Source organism: Amycolatopsis silviterrae (assembly GCF_042684085.1).
Lineage (GTDB): Bacteria > Actinomycetota > Actinomycetes > Mycobacteriales > Pseudonocardiaceae > Amycolatopsis > Amycolatopsis silviterrae.
Window position 1 is genome coordinate 355,090 of sequence record NZ_JBHUKS010000008.1, and the last position, 14,687, is coordinate 369,776.

A 14,687-nucleotide genomic window follows, 5' to 3' on the forward strand; every position below is an offset into this window, starting at 1 on the left:
TATGGTGGCTGTCGTGTCCAGCACACTCGTGAGCACCCGCCGCGTGCTCATCGTGATGCCGGCCTTCAATGAGCAGGACAGCGTTTCGTCGGTGCTCGCCCAGGTCAAGCAGTCCTTGCCCGGGATGGACGTGCTCGTCGTCGACGACGGCTCGCACGACCGCACCGCCGAACTCGCGCGTGCCGCGGGCGCCAAGGTGGCCCGGCTGTCGGTGAACCTCGGCGTTGGCGGCGCGATGCGCACCGGGTTCCGTTATGCCGTCGCGCGCGGTTACGACGCGGTGGTCCAGGTCGACGCCGACGGGCAGCACGATCCCGACGAGGTCGGCGCGCTGCTGCGGCTGCTCGACGAGGGCGCCGACATCGCGATCGGCTCGCGGTTCGCGGGCAAGGGCGCGTACCGGGCCGTCGGTCCGCGCAAGTACGCGATGGTCGTGCTGTCCCTGGTGTTCAGCAAGCTGGCCGGGAACAAGCTCACCGACGTCACGTCCGGGTTCAAGGCGATGGGGCCGCGCGCGATCCGGCTGTTCGCCGCGTACTACCCGGCCGAGTACCTCGGCGACACGGTCGAGGCGCTCGTGATGGCGATCCGGGCGAAGCTCCGGATCGAGGAAACTCCGGTCCTGATGCGGGAGCGGGCGGGCGGCACGCCGAGCCATTCGCCGGTGAAATCCGCCGTGTACCTGGGCCGCGCCGGGCTCGCGCTGCTGCTGGCGCTGGTCCGCCGTCGTCCGTCCGTCGATTCTTCCGACGCCGCGTAGGGAGGTCCCGCATGGCAGGCTGGCGCGTACTGAGCATCGTCATCGCGTGTCTGGTGCTGTTCGTCGTCATCGAGATGATGCGGCGGCGCAAGCTGCGCGAGAAGTACGCCGGCATCTGGCTCGTGGTGGCCATCGGCGTAGTGATCCTCGCCGTGGTGCCGTCGGTCGCGGACTTCGTGGCGCATCTGACCGGCGTCGAAACCCCGTCGAACTTCGTCTTCTTCCTGTCCGGAGTGGTCCTCGCACTGGTTTCGCTGCAGCTGTCGACCGAGGTCGGGCACCTGGAGGAAGAGGTGCGCACCGCGGTCGAGGAGACCGCGTTGCTGCGCTGCGAACTGGAAGACACCCAGCGCGACCTCGAAGCACGCATCGCCGAGCTGGAGAAGCGCACGTCCGCACCCGACAATGTGGACGGCCTGCCCGAAGCGAGCCCAGCACGCGTTCGCTGATCTCCGCGCTGCTCGCCGCTCCGCCCCGGCTCGGCGGCGTCCGGGTGCTCGCCATCGACGGCCCGTCCGGGGCCGGAAAGTCCACTCTCGCCGCCGAAGCGGTCGAAGCACTGGGGCCGCGTGCCGAGCTGGTCAGCACGGACGCATTCGCCACTTGGAACGATCCTGTCGCGTGGTGGCCGCAGCTGGAGACCGGCGTGCTGGGTCCACTGGCGCAAGGTCGTCCCGGGGAGTATCGCCGGATGGACTGGACCTCTGGCACGCCGCAACCGGGCGAGCTGGTGGCCGTCGAGGTGCCCGAGGTGCTGGTGCTGGAAGGCGTGTCGAGCGGACGCCGGGCGGTGCGGTCCCGGCTGTCTCAGCTGTGCTGGATCGAGGGCGGTACTGAGGCTGAACGGTTGTCCAGGGCAGTCGCCCGGGACGGCGAGGAGGCGCGCGCCGAGCTGCGGCGCTGGCAGTTGTTCGAACGCGGCTGGTTCGCGGTCGACGGCACTCGCGAAGCGGCGGACAAGCTGGTCTGAACAACCGGAATCCCGGCTCGACCTCGGTTTGCCACCAGCGAAAACGGCTATTGCGCGGAATGCGCGAGCACTGGAAACTCGAGTACATTCGGGCTGTTTCCGTGCCCTTCCCGGGCAGTGCGGCGAGGGCCCGGACGAGTTCCGGAACATCCACGGCACCCGGAACGGACAACCCGCCCGCTTAGGCCAAGTGGGTGAGCAAACCGCCACTCAACGTACCAAACCGGCGGATTTCGCTACGCAGAGCGCACAATTGCCGACACGTTGCGGTCAATTTGGGCCTTACGTAGCGCGATCGTAACCTCACGTGCTTAAGCGGAGGCCGAGTTGCCGCTAGTGTCACCGAACACACCGATCGCACTGGTCTTCCCGAACTGACCGCCGACGGTGAATTTCGAGACACCGAACATTCCCAAGGGGTGCCAGATGCAGCAATTGCGGCTGACCCGAACACGCCGGGCAGCTCTGATCGGGCTCGCGGGCGCGCTCGCGGTCTCGCTGTCCGCGTGTGCGGAATCGAAGCGCGACGAGGCCGGAGGCGGTGGTTCCGGGGGCACCATGGTCTTCGGCAACACCGGCAACCCGAAGATGTTCGACCCGATCTTCAACGACGAGGGCGAGACCTTCCGGATCACCCGGCAGATGCTGGACACGCTGATCCAGAACAAGCCGGGCACCGCGGACCTGGCCCCGTCGCTCGCCACGAAGTGGACGCCGAGCAACGACGGCAAGACCTGGACCTTCGACCTCAAGCAGGGCGTGAAGTTCAGCGACGGCACCGCGTTCGACGCCAAGGCCGTCTGTTTCAACTTCGATCGCTGGTACAACATGAAGGGCGCCACCGCCCAGAGCCAGATGATCTACTACGGCGACGTCTTCGAGGGCTTCGCGCACAACGAGGGCACCACCAAGGGCCAGCCGGTCTACAAGAGCTGCGAGGCGAAGGACGACCACACCGCGGTTCTGAACCTGAACCGCGCGAAGGGCGCCTTCCCGGCCGCGTTCACGCTGCCGTCGTTCGCGATCCAGAGCCCCACCGCGCTGAAGAAGTACAACGCGGACAACATCACCGGCTCCGGCACGTCGATCACGTACCCGGAGTACGGCTACAAGCACCCGACCGGCACCGGCCCGTTCAAGTTCGAGGGCTGGGACCAGGGCAACGGCCAGATCACCCTGGTGCGCAACGAGACCAGCACGATGCCGCAGCCTGCGAAGCTGGACAAGCTCGTGTTCAAGGTGATCCCGGACGAGAACGCCCGCAAGCAGGCGCTCAAGGCAGGCGACATCAACGGGTACGACTTCCCGGCCCCCGCCGACTACGGGCTGCTGCGCAACGACGGCGAGCAGGTGCTGATCCGCCCGTCGTTCAACGTGCTCTACCTGGGCATCAACCAGAAGGGCCCCAACGGCGACAAGCTCAAGGACCCGCGGGTCCGCAAGGCGCTGGCCTACGGCATCAACCGGGCGCAGTTCGTGAAGTCCAAGCTGGCCGAAGGTTCCGAGGTCGCGACCGAGTTCGTGCCGAAGGCGATCACCGGCTACACCGACGACGTCGCCAAGTACGACTGGGACCAGGCCAAGGCCAAGGACCTGCTGAAGCAGGCCGGCGCCGAGGGCATGACGCTGAAGTTCTACTACCCGACCGAGGTCACCCGGCCCTACATGCCGAACCCGGCCGACACCTACACCGCGATCTCCGAGGACCTGAAGGCCATCGGCATCAACGTGCAGCCGGTCGCCGAGTCGTGGAACGGCGGGTACAAGGACGACGTGCAGCAGAACGGCAAGCAGGACATCCACCTGCTCGGCTGGACCGGTGACTACAACGACGCGGGCAACTTCGTCGGCACCTTCTTCGGCCGCCCGAAGCCGGAATTCGGCTTGGAGGACCAGAGCATCTTCAAGGCGCTCGCCGACGCGGACGCCGCGCCGGCCGGCGACGCGCACGCCAAGGCGTACCAGGAAGCCAACAAGAAGATCATGGAGTACCTGCCGGCCATCCCGATCGCCTACCCGACGCCGGCGATCGTGGTCGGCCCGAAGATCAAGGGCGTGGTCGCCAGCCCGCTCACCGACGAACGCTTCGACAACGTCACGATCGGCTGACGTGCTCCACTGAGCAGCCAGGCCAAGGGCAGGTGCTACCGCGCCTGCCCTTGGCCTCGTTCCCGGGCTGTACACAAAGGACTACTCGTGCTCCGTTTCCTCGTGCGTCGGCTGCTACAAGCGATCCCGACGCTGCTCATCCTGTCCATCCTGGTGTTCGCCTGGTTGCGCTCACTCCCCGGCGGGCCCGCGTCCGCGCTGCTGGGCGACAAGGCGACTCCGGAAAAACTGGCGAACCTGAACCACGTGCTCGGCCTCGACCAGCCGATTTTCGTGCAGTACTTCAAATTCCTCGGCCGGGCGGTCACCGGCGATTTCGGTAATTCGCTCGTGTCGACCCGGCCGGTGATGTCGGAGATCGGCACGTTCCTTCCGGCGACCATCGAACTGGGCGTCTCGGCGATGATCCTCGCCGTGGTGTTCGGGATTTCCTTCGGTTATCTCGGCGCCCGGTTCCGCGGGCAGGTCGTCGACAACGTCATCATCGTGCTGACGCTGGTCGGCGTCGCGGTGCCGATCTTCTTCCTCGGCTACATGATGCAGGACCTGCTTTCCACGCCGCTCGGACTGCCGTCGCAAGGCAGGCAGGCACCCGGCATCAACGCCACCGTCGTCACGCATTTCGCCATTCTCGACGGAATCATGACCGGCGAATGGGACGCGGTCTGGGACGCGATCAAGCACCTCATTCTTCCCGCCCTCGCGCTCGCGACGATTCCGCTCGCGGTGATCACCCGGATCACCCGCGCGTCGGTGCTCGACGTGTTCAACGAGGACTTCATCCGCACCGCGAACTCGAAGGGCCTCACCCAGCCCGTGGTCCGCCAGCGGCACGTGCTGCGCAACGCCCTGCTGCCGGTGGTCACCACGATCGGCCTGCAGACCGGCGCGCTGCTCGGCGGCGCCGTGCTGACCGAGCGCGTGTTCAACTTCCGCGGCCTCGGTTTCCTTCTCGCCGAAGGGATCGACAAGCGGGACTACCCGCGGCTGCAGGCGCTGCTCCTCCTCGGGGCACTGGTCTACGTGCTCGTGAACATGCTCGTGGATATTTCCTACGGGCTCATCGACCCGAGGGTGCGTGTGCGGTGAACACTCTGCTGAACAAGAAGAAAGAGCCGATCGACAAGCTCGCCGCGGCGTCGGCGGGCGGGCGGAGCCTCGGCGCCGAGGCGGTGCGCCGGATGCTGCGCAGCCCGGTGGCGATCGTCGGCGGCGTGATCACCCTGCTGTTCCTGCTGCTGGCCATTTTCGCGCCGCTGCTCGCGCCGAAGGACCCGCAGGTCCGGTATCTGCAGGACAAGGTCATCCTCGGCCGCGGCATCATTCCGGGCGCACAGCCCGGTTTCCCGCTCGGCGTCGACGACTTCGGCCGCGACTTCCTGTCCCGGCTGCTGATCGGCGCACAGCAGACGCTGCTGGTCGGCGTGCTCGCCACGGTGATCGGTGTGCTCATCGGCGCGCTGATCGGCGGGCTCGCGGGCGCGTTCGGCGGCTGGGTCGACACCGTCCTCATGCGAGTGGTCGACGTGCTGCTGGCGTTTCCCTCGCTGCTGCTGGCGATTTCGATCGCGGCGATGTTCGCGAAGCCGAGCCAGTGGACGGTGATCATCGCGGTGTCGATCATCGGCGTGCCGATTTTCGCCCGGCTGCTGCGCGGTTCGATGCTCGCCCAGCGCGAGGCGGACCACGTGCTGGCGGCGACGTCGCTCGGCGTGAAGCGGACGACGATCGTGTTCCGGCACATGCTGCCGAACTCGCTCGGCCCGGTGATCGTGCAGGCGACGCTGACCCTGGCGACCGCGATCCTGGAGGCCGCGGCGCTGTCCTTCCTCGGTCTCGGCGACCCGGACCCGACCCGCGCGGAGTGGGGATTGATGCTGGGCAACGCTTCCCAGCACTTCCTCGACATCCGGCCCGAACTGGCGTACTACCCGGCGATCGCGATCATCATCGTGGCGCTCGGGTTCACGCTGCTCGGCGAGTCCCTCCGCGAAGCCCTCGACCCGAAGAACCGGCGGTGACCCCGTGGCACTTCTCGAAGTCCGCGACCTGAAGGTCGTGTTCCAGCGCCGCGGCGAACGTCCGTTCACCGCGGTCGACGGCGTGAGTTTCGACGTCGAACCCGGCCAGACGGTCGGACTGGTCGGCGAGTCCGGCTGCGGCAAGTCGGTGACCTCGCTCGCGATCATGCGGCTGCTCGCCAAGCGCGGCAACACCGTCAGCGGATCGGTGCGCTTCGAGGGCACCGACCTGCTGACCCTGTCCGACCGCGACATGCGCGACCGGCGCGGCCGCGATCTCGGCATGGTGTTCCAGGACCCGCTGTCCTCGCTGAACCCGGTCATCCCGATCGGGCTGCAGATCACCGAGGTGCTGGAGCGCCACCGCGACATGCCGCGCAAGAAGGCGCGGATCGAAGCGGCGGAACTGCTCGACAAGGTCGGCATTCCCGACCCGACACGGCGGCTTTCCGAGTACCCGCACCAGCTTTCCGGCGGGATGCGGCAGCGCGCGCTGATCGCGATCGCGCTGGCGTGCCGTCCCCGGCTGCTCATCGCGGACGAGCCGACCACCGCGCTCGACGTGACGATCCAGGCGCAGATCCTCGCCCTGCTGCGGGAACTGGTGCAGGACACCGGAACCGCGCTGGTGATGATCACGCACGACCTCGGCGTCGTCGCCGGGCTCTGCGACGAGGTCAACGTGCTCTACGGCGGCCGGATCGTGGAGCGCCAGGAACGGCATTCGCTGTTCGCCCAGCCGCGGCATCCGTACACGCACGGCCTGCTGGCCTCGATCCCGCGGCTCGACGAGGGTCGCGGCGAGAAGCTGGTGCCGATCCGCGGTTCGGTGGCCGACAACATCCCGTGGGACGGCGGATGCGCGTTCGCGCCGCGCTGCCCGAACGCGGTGGCCGCCTGCCTGGAGAATTCGCCGGAGCTGGTTGCGGACCGGAACGGCTTGCTGCGCTGCCACAACCCGGTGCAACCCGCCGTGGCGGCAGGAGGAGGGACCCGATGACGGTGGCGAACACCGAAGAGGTGCTGCTCGAGGTCACCGATCTCAAGGTGCACTTCCCGATCAAGCGCGGCATCGTCGTGGACCGCACGGTGGGCCACGTGTTCGCGGTGGACGGGGTCGACCTGTCGATCCGCCGCGGCGAAACCTACGGCCTGGTCGGCGAATCCGGCTGCGGCAAGTCGACGCTCGGCCGCGCGATCCTGCGGCTCAACGAGCCGACCGGCGGCAAGGTCGTGTTCGACGGCACCGACGTCGCCCACCTCAAGGGCGAGCAGCTGCGCAAGGCGCGGCGGCGGATGCAGATGGTGTTCCAGGACCCGATGTCGAGCCTGGACCCGCGCCAGTCGGTCGAGTCGATCCTCGTCGAGGGCATGCGCGCGCACGGCCTGGACAAGGACAAGGAGTCCACCGCGAAGCGGCTGCGCGAACTGCTGAGCGCGGTCGGCCTTCCGGAGACCTCGCTGCGGAAGTACCCGCACGAGTTCTCCGGCGGGCAGCGCCAGCGCATCGGCATCGCGCGGGCGCTGTCGGTGCAGCCGGACCTGATCGTCGCCGACGAGCCGGTGTCCGCATTGGACGTTTCGGTGCAGGCGCAGGTGGTGAACCTGCTGGAGGATCTGCAGGAAGAGCTCGGTCTCACGTACGTGGTGATCGCGCACGACCTCGCGGTGGTCCGGCACATCTCCGACCGGATCGGCGTGATGTACCTCGGCGCGCTGGTCGAGGAGACGACGTCGGAGGAGCTGTACCAGAATCCGCTGCATCCCTACACGCGGGCGCTGCTGTCGGCGATCCCGGTGCCGGACCCGGTGGTGGAGGACAGCCGCGAGCAGATCCTGCTCGCCGGCGACCTCCCGTCGCCGGCCAATCCTCCGTCGGGCTGCCGCTTCCACACGCGGTGCCCGTGGAAGCAGGACAGCCTGTGCACCACCGATCGCCCGCAGCTGCGCGAGATCGGCGACGGGCACCGGGTGGCCTGCCACTTCGCGGAGGACATCCGCGACGGGCGGATCCAGCCGCACAAGGTCGACGTTGAGCTGGTCGACGCCGGGGCGCTGAACCCGGACCTTGGCCCGCCGGATGTCGGCTCGGCTGCTGAGATTCTCTGAGTCGTCCGTGAGGGGAACCCAGAGGGAATCAGATTCCCTCTGGGTTCCCCTCACGGCTTTTTCAGGGCTGAAGATCGACGGCAGCGCGGAACGAACCGTCCATGTGGAACGGCGTCGAGCTGTGCTCGTGCGAGATCAGCCAGCCGTTTTCCCGCCGCTGCAAGGCAAACGTGCTGCGGAACCAGAGAGTGAACGATTCGCTCGCGCCCATCGGGGTCGCGGTCAGCTTGGTCAGCGCCGTCACCACTGCCAGCTCGCCGGACACGGTGATCTCCTCGTCGTGGTGGGTGCGGGAAATCGGGCCGTCGAAGGTGCTGAACCACTGCGTGATGAACTCCGCGGAAGCACCGGTCGTGGCCAGCGGCGGGGCGAGGTCGAACCGGACCGCCTTGTCGGCGTAGCAGGCGACGAGCCGCTGCGGGTCCTTCGCGTGCGTCGCGGCGGTGTGCTCGGCCAGCAGGTCGCGGATCTCGTTCTCGGACATTTTGTGGTCTCCTTCTCCTCAGGCGGTGCGTTCGTCCGGGACGTCGAAGCCGCCCGCGCGGCTTCGACATCTGGGGTGGAAAAACTTTTCGAGGAGGCTTCCGATGAAGTATCTGGTCCTGATCTACGGCAACCCGGCGTCGCGCGCGGCCTGGGCGGGGATGACCGACGAGCAGAAGGCCGAGGGCCTGCGCGCCTACCAGCGGTTCCACGAGGAGCTGGAAGGCACCGGCGAGCGGATCGTGTCCGAACGGCTTGCCGCGCCGGAACAGACCAAACAGGTCCACGTCCAGCCGGACGGGGTGAGCACCACCGACGGCCCGTTCGCCGAGATCAAGGAACAGCTCGCCGGCTTCTACCTGCTGGAGTGCGCTTCCGAGGCCCGCGCGCTGGAGATCGCCGCGAAGATCCCGGAGGCTCCGTTCGCGACGATCGAGGTCCGGCCCGTGATGGGCCTGACCGGCGACGTGGACTTCGAGCTGTGATCGACGGCCTCCTGCGCGACCTCATCCCGCAGGTGCTGACCGCGCTCGTGCGCCGCTACGGCGATTTCGGCAAATGCGAGGACGCCGTGCAGGAGGCCTTGCTCGCCGCCGCCGTGCAATGGCCGCGCGACGGTGTTCCGGACAATCCGAAGGCCTGGCTCATCACGACGGCCTCGCGCCGGCGAATCGAGATGTGGCGCAACGAAGCCGCTCGCATCCGTCGCGAGGAGACGGTGGCCGCGCTGGAACCGCCGTCCTTCGAGCTTGTGCCGCAGCAGGACGACACCCTCACGCTGCTCTTGCTCTGCTGCCATCCCGCGTTGACCCGGCCAGCACAAGTTGCCCTGACCTTGCGCGCCGTCGGCGGCCTCACCACCGCCGAGATCGCGCGGGCGTACCTGGTCCCGGAACCGACGATCGGCCAGCGGATCAGCCGGGCGAAACAGAAACTGCGCGGCGCGGATTTCGCCCTGCCGCCCAAAGATGAGCTGCCGGCACGCGTCGCCGCGGTGTTGCAGGTGCTGTATCTCGTGTTCACCGAAGGCCACACCGCCAGCTCCGGCAGCGCGGTGAACCGCGTCGAGTTGACCGCCGAAGCCATCCGGCTGGCCCGGCAACTGCACGCCCTGCTGCCCGCCGACGGCGAGGTCGCCGGACTCCTCGCGCTCATGCTGCTCACCGACGCGCGCCGCCCCGCCCGCACTGGCCGCGACGGAATCCCCGTGCCGCTGGCCGAACAAGACCGTGCGCGGTGGGACACGTCCGCGATCGCCGAAGGCAGCGCGCTCATCGAACACGCGCTGGCCACCACGCAAGTCGGCCCGTACCAACTGCAAGCCGCGATCGCCGCCGTCCACGACGAAGCCGAGACCGCGGACGCCACCGACTGGCCGCAGATCCTGCTGCTGTACGACCTTCTCCAGCAGATCGCGCCGGGTCCGATGGTCACGCTCAACCGCCTGGTCGCGCTGGCCCGCGTCGAAGGCCCGGCGCACGCACTGGCCGAATTGGACGCGACCGATGTGGACCATTACCGCGCCGACGTGGTCCGCGCCCATCTCCTGGAACTCTCCGGCGATCCCGAGGGTGCCCGCACCTGCTACGCCCGGGCCGCCCAGCGCACCTTGAGCCTGCCGGAACGGGAGTACCTGGAATCGCGCGCTTTGCCTGGTATGTCGGAAAAACCCTGAAAAACCCCTGCCCGAAGACGGACCCCACCCCCGACTCCAGGTGGACGCGAGGACGCCCGCGCCGCCGGTACCCTGCGGGGACCTGGCACGAAACACAAGGGGGTTGGCAGTGAACATCGACCACGTGCTGGAGGCGATCCCTCCGCTCTCGGTCTACCTTCTGGTGGGCTTGGTGGTGATGGTCGAAAGCCTGGGCATCCCGCTGCCAGGGGAGATCGTGCTGGTGAGCGCCGCGCTGCTGGCGTCGTCGCACAGCGGGCTGAATCCGCTGTGGATCGGCGTGCTGGCCACCGCGGGCGCGATCATCGGCGACAGCATCGGCTACCTGATCGGCCGCAAGGGCGGCAAACGGCTGTTCGCGTGGGCGGGCCGGAAGTTCCCCAAGCATTTCGGCCCGGAACACATCGCGAGCGCCGAGAAGATGTTCCACAAACGCGGAATGTGGGCGGTGTTCTTCGGCCGGTTCGTCGCGGTGCTGCGCATTCTGGCCGGCCCGCTCGCGGGATCGCTCAACATGCACTACCCGCGCTTCCTGATCGCGAACGCACTGGGCGGAATCGTGTGGGCGGGCGGAACGACGGCGCTCATCTACTACCTCGGCGTGGTCGCCGACAAGTGGCTGAAGGGCTTCCAGTGGGCAGGCCTCGGCGCGGCGCTGGTGATCGGCGTGGTGGTCACGCTGGTGCTGAAGAAGCGCATGACCCGCCACGCGGCGGCGGAGTCGGAGGCGGCGAAGGACGACGCGGTCGCCTGACCCGGGTCCCGATCGGATTCCCCCGGCGAGTCTTCGGACTCAGTGCCAGGGACTTATTGATCCGTAACTCAAATCTGTCGTAGTCGTTGACGGTGCATGATGGTCACTGTGACGGACCCGCGACGGCTTTCCGGTGAGGCGCAGGAGGATCTGCGCAGGCGGGTGGTGGCCGCGGTGGGGTCGGGCCGGTCCCAGGCCGAGGTGGCCGCGGTGTTCGGGGTGTCGTCGCGGTCGGTGTCGCGGTGGATGAAGGCGTTGCGGGACAACGGCGACAAGGGGTTGGCGTCCGGGAAACGGGGGCGGCGTCCGGAGGAGCAGAAGGCGCTCACCGTCAGGCAGCAGGCCCGGCTCAAGCGGGCGGTGCTGGGGAAGTTTCCGGATCAGCTGGCGTTGCCGGGGCTGGTGTGGACCCGCGGCCAGGTGGGCGAGCTGGTCTGCCGCTGGTTCGGCATCAGGCTGTCGCGGGTGACGATCGGCAAGTACCTGCGCGGCTGGGGGCTCTCGCCGCAGAAGCCGGTGCGCCGGGCCTATGAGCAGGACCCCGGGGCGGTGCGGTGCTGGCTGGAGGAGACCTATCCGGCCATCTCGGCCCGGGCCCGCCGCGAGGGCGGGGCGGTGCTGTGGCTGGACCAGACCGGGTTGCGGTCGGACAACGCGGTCGGCGCGAGCTGGGCGCCGGTCGGGCGGACCCCGGTGATCGGCAAGCCCGGCGTCCGGTTCGGGGCCAACGCGATGGCCGCGATCAGCAACAAGGGCGAGTTGTACTTCACCGTCTACCACGGCAGCCTGACCACCGAGATCATGACCGGATTCCTCGACCGGCTCACCCGCCACCTGGACCGCAGGATCCACCTCGTCGCCGACCGGCACCCCGTGCACCGGTCCAGAGCGGTCCGCGACTGGATCACCGAGCGGGCCGACCGGATCGAGTTGCACTTCCTGCCCGGCTACAGCCCCGAACTCAACCCCGTGGAACTGCTCAACGGCGACACCAAACACCATGTCGCACAAACCAATCCCGGCGACAAACACGAACTCGCCACCGAAGCCCGCACCCACCTGCGCCGCCGCCAGAACCAACCCGACCGGGTCAAAGCCTTCTTCGGCAAAGAAGAAGTCCGCTACGCCGCCGAGTAACACGACAAGTTTGCCTTACGGACCAATAAGGCGGCGTCGTCGCGGGCCGCTGACTGTCCATAAAGGACTTCAATGCCGCCGAAATGCCCGATTGGTGCCCGTTTGTTCGTTCAGGTGACGCGCCCAATGTGGCATTGGGTGCGTCACATGCACCCCCGCCTTAAGCCCCCGGCGAGTCTTCGGACTTGCCGGGGGGTGTTCTGTATCCGGGCCCTCTCACACCGGCAACAGTTCCTCCGGCGTCACCGCCGGCTTCCGCCGCAACGAGCCCAGCAGCACCCCGCCGATCACCACCGCCGCGGCGATCAGGGTCAGGGCCGTCGGCACCTCGCCGAGGAGGAAGAACGACGCGGTCAGCCCGACCACCGGCACCAGCAGCGAGAACGGCGCGACGACGCCCGCCGGGTTGCGGCGCATCAGCGTCGTCCAGATGCCGGACCCCACGACCGTCCCGAAGATGACCACGTACGCCAGCCCCGCGACGCCGATCAGCCCGGTCTTCGTGCCGAGCGTCGTCAGCGAGTGCCAGGCGGCTCCCGGGCCCTCGAAGATCCCCGACAGCGCCAGCATCGGCAGCGGCGGCACGACCGACATCCACAGCGTCAGGTGCAGCGGGTTGTCCGGCTCCGCGCGGCGCATGCTCAGGTTGCCGACCGCCCAGCTCAGCGCGGCCAGCAGGGTCAGCAGCAACGGCACCAGCGCGGCGTTGGCGGACTGCTGCCAGGCGATCGCCGTCATGCCCGCGACGGCGAGCAGGATCCCGGCCAGTTGCCGTCCGGAGACGCGTTCCCGCAGCAGCACCGCGCCGAGCAGCACGGTGAACGGGGCCGACGCCTGCAGCACCAGCGACGCGAGCCCGGTCGGCATGCCCAGGTCCAAGGCGACGAACAGGAACGCGAACTGCCCGGTGCCGAACCCGAGGCCGTAGCCGAGCAGGTAGCGCAGCTTCACCCGCGGCCGCGGCACAAGAAAGATCGTCGGGATCGCGATCAGCAGGAACCGCAGCGCGCCCGCGAACATCGGCGGGAACTGGCCGAGCGTGGCGTGGATCGCGATGAAGTTGAGGCCCCACAAGACGGCGACGAACACGGCGAGCAGACGGTCTCGGATGGCCATGCGTCAACTGTGCCTAGTCAAACTTTGAAGGACCAGCGAGAATAACTGTACTGACTGTGAAGCAGTGCTTCACATACACTGCCCGGATGGATCTGGGCAGGCTTCGGACGCTGCGCGAGTTCGCCGATCGGGGCAGCGTCACCGCCGCCGCGCAGGCGTTGCACTGCACGCCGTCGGCGATCTCACAGCAGTTGCGCGCGTTGCAGGCGGAGGTCGGTATCGCGCTCACCGAACCGGCTGGTCGCGGCCTCCGGCTCACTGACGCCGGCCGCGCTCTCGTCGCGCGCGCCGACGACGTGCTGGCCGCGCTGGACCGAGCCGAGTCGGAGCTGGACACCTACCGCAGCGCCCCGCGCGGACGCGTGCGGATCGCGATCTTCCAGTCCGCCGGGCTGATGCTCCTGCCTGGTCTGCTGCGGCGCATCGACCAGCACGAAAACCTCGAGGTCGACGTCCGCGACGTCGATATGGTCCCGCCGCAACTGCCCGGCCTGGTCGCCGATTACGACGTCGTCGTCGCGCACCGCGACGAGCACGCGGCCGAGTTCGACACCGAACGGCTCGACGTCGTCCCGCTGCTGCGCGAACCGCTGGACGTCGCGCTCCCGGTCGGCCACCGTCTCGCCCGCAACCGCCGCGTCGGGCTGGCCGATCTCGCCGACGAACGCTGGATCTCGGTCGACCACGGCTTCCCGGTCGACGACGTCCTCCGCTCGCTGACCGTGCGGACCGGCGTGCGACCGCAGATCGTCCAGCGGATCAACGACTTCCGGATCACCGAACGGCTGGTCGCCGCCGGGCACGGGATCGCGCTGATGCCCCGGTACACAATGGACACTCGGCGCGGCAGCGGCCTGGTCGGCCGCCCGCTGGCCGGAATCCGCGCGGCGCGGCTGGTGGAGGTGGTGTGCCGCACCGGCGCGGCGAACCGTCCCGCGGTCGCGACGGTGATCGACGAGATGCGCGCCGAGGTCGCCGCCCTCACGACCTAACTGGGTTCCCTGGCGGGCAGCCCGCGCAGCAACGTGTCCAGGAACAGCTCGAACCGAGGCGCGTCCGGTCCGAGGTCGAGCGGATTCTCCCGCACGGCAAGCCAGCTCACCGTGCACGTGATGAAGATGTACCAGCTCTGCTCGGCCATCTCCGGCCGTACACCGGCATTGGTGAACGCGGCGACCACCTCGGCATGCAGCCGTCCGAACGAATCCGCGTTGTGCCGATGCGGCCGGGACAGCCGGGTCGCATAGCCAGGCACCGCGAGGAACTGGTCGTGCATCGCCCACGCCACCTGCGCGAGCCACGGCCGCCAAGACCGGCGCGGCGGCCCTTCTCGCGGAAGCACCCGCTCGAGCACGACCTCGCTCACCAGGTCGAACAGCGCGTCCCGATTGGCGACCCAGCGGTAGAGCGCGCCGTGCGTCACCCCGAGCCGCGTCGCCAGCTCACGCATCGTCAACGTGTCGAGATTTCCGGCGGACAGCGCCGCGTCGACGATCCGCTCGCGATCGAGCTGTGCGGGACGGCCGGGCCGCGGTCGGGTCATAGCTCGGGAC

The 14,687-nt window shown here is 68.4% G+C and carries 16 protein-coding genes; 13 read left to right on the forward strand and 3 right to left on the reverse strand.

Annotated features, from left to right (window positions below; all coding sequences use genetic code 11):
- The first annotated feature begins 1 nt into the window (after window position 1).
- The 8 genes from ACFSVL_RS13665 (at window position 2) to ACFSVL_RS13700 (ending at window position 7,969) form a co-directional block, all read left to right on the forward strand.
- Window positions 2-760, forward strand: a complete 759-nt coding sequence (locus ACFSVL_RS13665; RefSeq protein ID WP_378303994.1) for a glycosyltransferase family 2 protein — start codon at window positions 2-4, stop codon at window positions 758-760.
- Window positions 761-771: 11 nt separating this feature from the next.
- Window positions 772-1,209: a DUF2304 domain-containing protein gene (locus tag ACFSVL_RS13670; RefSeq protein ID WP_378303996.1), complete on the forward strand. Its 438-nt coding sequence runs from the start codon at window positions 772-774 to the stop codon at window positions 1,207-1,209.
- A gap of 44 nt (window positions 1,210-1,253) precedes the next feature.
- Window positions 1,254-1,730 (forward strand): uridine kinase family protein, encoded by a 477-nt coding sequence (locus tag ACFSVL_RS13675; RefSeq protein WP_378303997.1) that lies wholly within the window; start codon window positions 1,254-1,256, stop codon window positions 1,728-1,730.
- Window positions 1,731-2,156: 426 nt separating this feature from the next.
- Window positions 2,157-3,839 (forward strand): ABC transporter substrate-binding protein, encoded by a 1,683-nt coding sequence (locus tag ACFSVL_RS13680; RefSeq protein ID WP_378303999.1) that lies wholly within the window; start codon window positions 2,157-2,159, stop codon window positions 3,837-3,839.
- 87 nt (window positions 3,840-3,926) lie between these two features.
- A complete protein-coding gene (locus tag ACFSVL_RS13685; RefSeq protein ID WP_378304001.1) occupies window positions 3,927-4,928 on the forward strand; it encodes an ABC transporter permease in 1,002 nt (333 codons plus the stop codon).
- Window positions 4,925-5,860, forward strand: coding sequence for an ABC transporter permease (locus tag ACFSVL_RS13690; RefSeq protein ID WP_378304003.1), 936 nt, complete (start codon window positions 4,925-4,927; stop codon window positions 5,858-5,860). The genes ACFSVL_RS13685 and ACFSVL_RS13690 overlap by 4 nt, the downstream gene beginning before the upstream one ends.
- Before the next feature lie 4 nt (window positions 5,861-5,864).
- Window positions 5,865-6,860, forward strand: a complete 996-nt coding sequence (locus tag ACFSVL_RS13695; RefSeq protein ID WP_378304005.1) for an ABC transporter ATP-binding protein — start codon at window positions 5,865-5,867, stop codon at window positions 6,858-6,860.
- On the forward strand, window positions 6,857-7,969 hold the full coding sequence (locus ACFSVL_RS13700) for an ABC transporter ATP-binding protein (protein ID WP_378304007.1): 1,113 nt from the start codon (window positions 6,857-6,859) through the stop codon (window positions 7,967-7,969). The genes ACFSVL_RS13695 and ACFSVL_RS13700 overlap by 4 nt, the downstream gene beginning before the upstream one ends.
- Before the next feature lie 61 nt (window positions 7,970-8,030).
- Here ACFSVL_RS13700 and ACFSVL_RS13705 read toward each other — a convergent pair whose 3' ends face one another.
- Entirely contained in the window at window positions 8,031-8,453 is a 423-nt protein-coding gene (locus tag ACFSVL_RS13705) for a YybH family protein (RefSeq protein WP_378304009.1), read from the reverse strand.
- A gap of 103 nt (window positions 8,454-8,556) precedes the next feature.
- Between ACFSVL_RS13705 and ACFSVL_RS13710 the strand changes: the two genes are divergently transcribed.
- The 4 genes from ACFSVL_RS13710 (at window position 8,557) to ACFSVL_RS13725 (ending at window position 12,018) form a co-directional block, all read left to right on the forward strand.
- The gene (locus ACFSVL_RS13710) at window positions 8,557-8,937 is read left to right on the forward strand and encodes a YciI family protein (protein ID WP_378304010.1); all 381 of its coding nucleotides are present in this window, start codon (window positions 8,557-8,559) and stop codon (window positions 8,935-8,937) included.
- Window positions 8,934-10,127, forward strand: coding sequence for an RNA polymerase sigma factor (locus ACFSVL_RS13715; RefSeq protein ID WP_378304012.1), 1,194 nt, complete (start codon window positions 8,934-8,936; stop codon window positions 10,125-10,127). Before ACFSVL_RS13710 ends, ACFSVL_RS13715 begins: the two co-directional genes overlap by 4 nt.
- 109 nt (window positions 10,128-10,236) lie before the next feature.
- Entirely contained in the window at window positions 10,237-10,881 is a 645-nt protein-coding gene (locus tag ACFSVL_RS13720) for a DedA family protein (RefSeq protein ID WP_378304014.1), read from the forward strand.
- A gap of 108 nt (window positions 10,882-10,989) precedes the next feature.
- Window positions 10,990-12,018: an IS630 family transposase gene (locus ACFSVL_RS13725; RefSeq protein WP_378304016.1), complete on the forward strand. Its 1,029-nt coding sequence runs from the start codon at window positions 10,990-10,992 to the stop codon at window positions 12,016-12,018.
- 216 nt (window positions 12,019-12,234) lie between these two features.
- Here ACFSVL_RS13725 and ACFSVL_RS13730 read toward each other — a convergent pair whose 3' ends face one another.
- On the reverse strand, window positions 12,235-13,134 hold the full coding sequence (locus ACFSVL_RS13730; protein ID WP_378304017.1) for an EamA family transporter: 900 nt from the start codon (window positions 13,132-13,134) through the stop codon (window positions 12,235-12,237).
- An 86-nt stretch (window positions 13,135-13,220) separates the two neighbouring features.
- Between ACFSVL_RS13730 and ACFSVL_RS13735 the strand changes: the two genes are divergently transcribed.
- Window positions 13,221-14,126, forward strand: coding sequence for a LysR family transcriptional regulator (locus ACFSVL_RS13735; protein WP_378304019.1), 906 nt, complete (start codon window positions 13,221-13,223; stop codon window positions 14,124-14,126).
- Here the strand turns inward: ACFSVL_RS13735 and ACFSVL_RS13740 are convergent.
- Window positions 14,123-14,677, reverse strand: a complete 555-nt coding sequence (locus tag ACFSVL_RS13740) for a TetR/AcrR family transcriptional regulator (RefSeq protein ID WP_378304021.1) — start codon at window positions 14,675-14,677, stop codon at window positions 14,123-14,125. The genes ACFSVL_RS13735 and ACFSVL_RS13740 overlap by 4 nt on opposite strands.
- Between the last annotated feature and the right edge of the window lie 10 nt (window positions 14,678-14,687).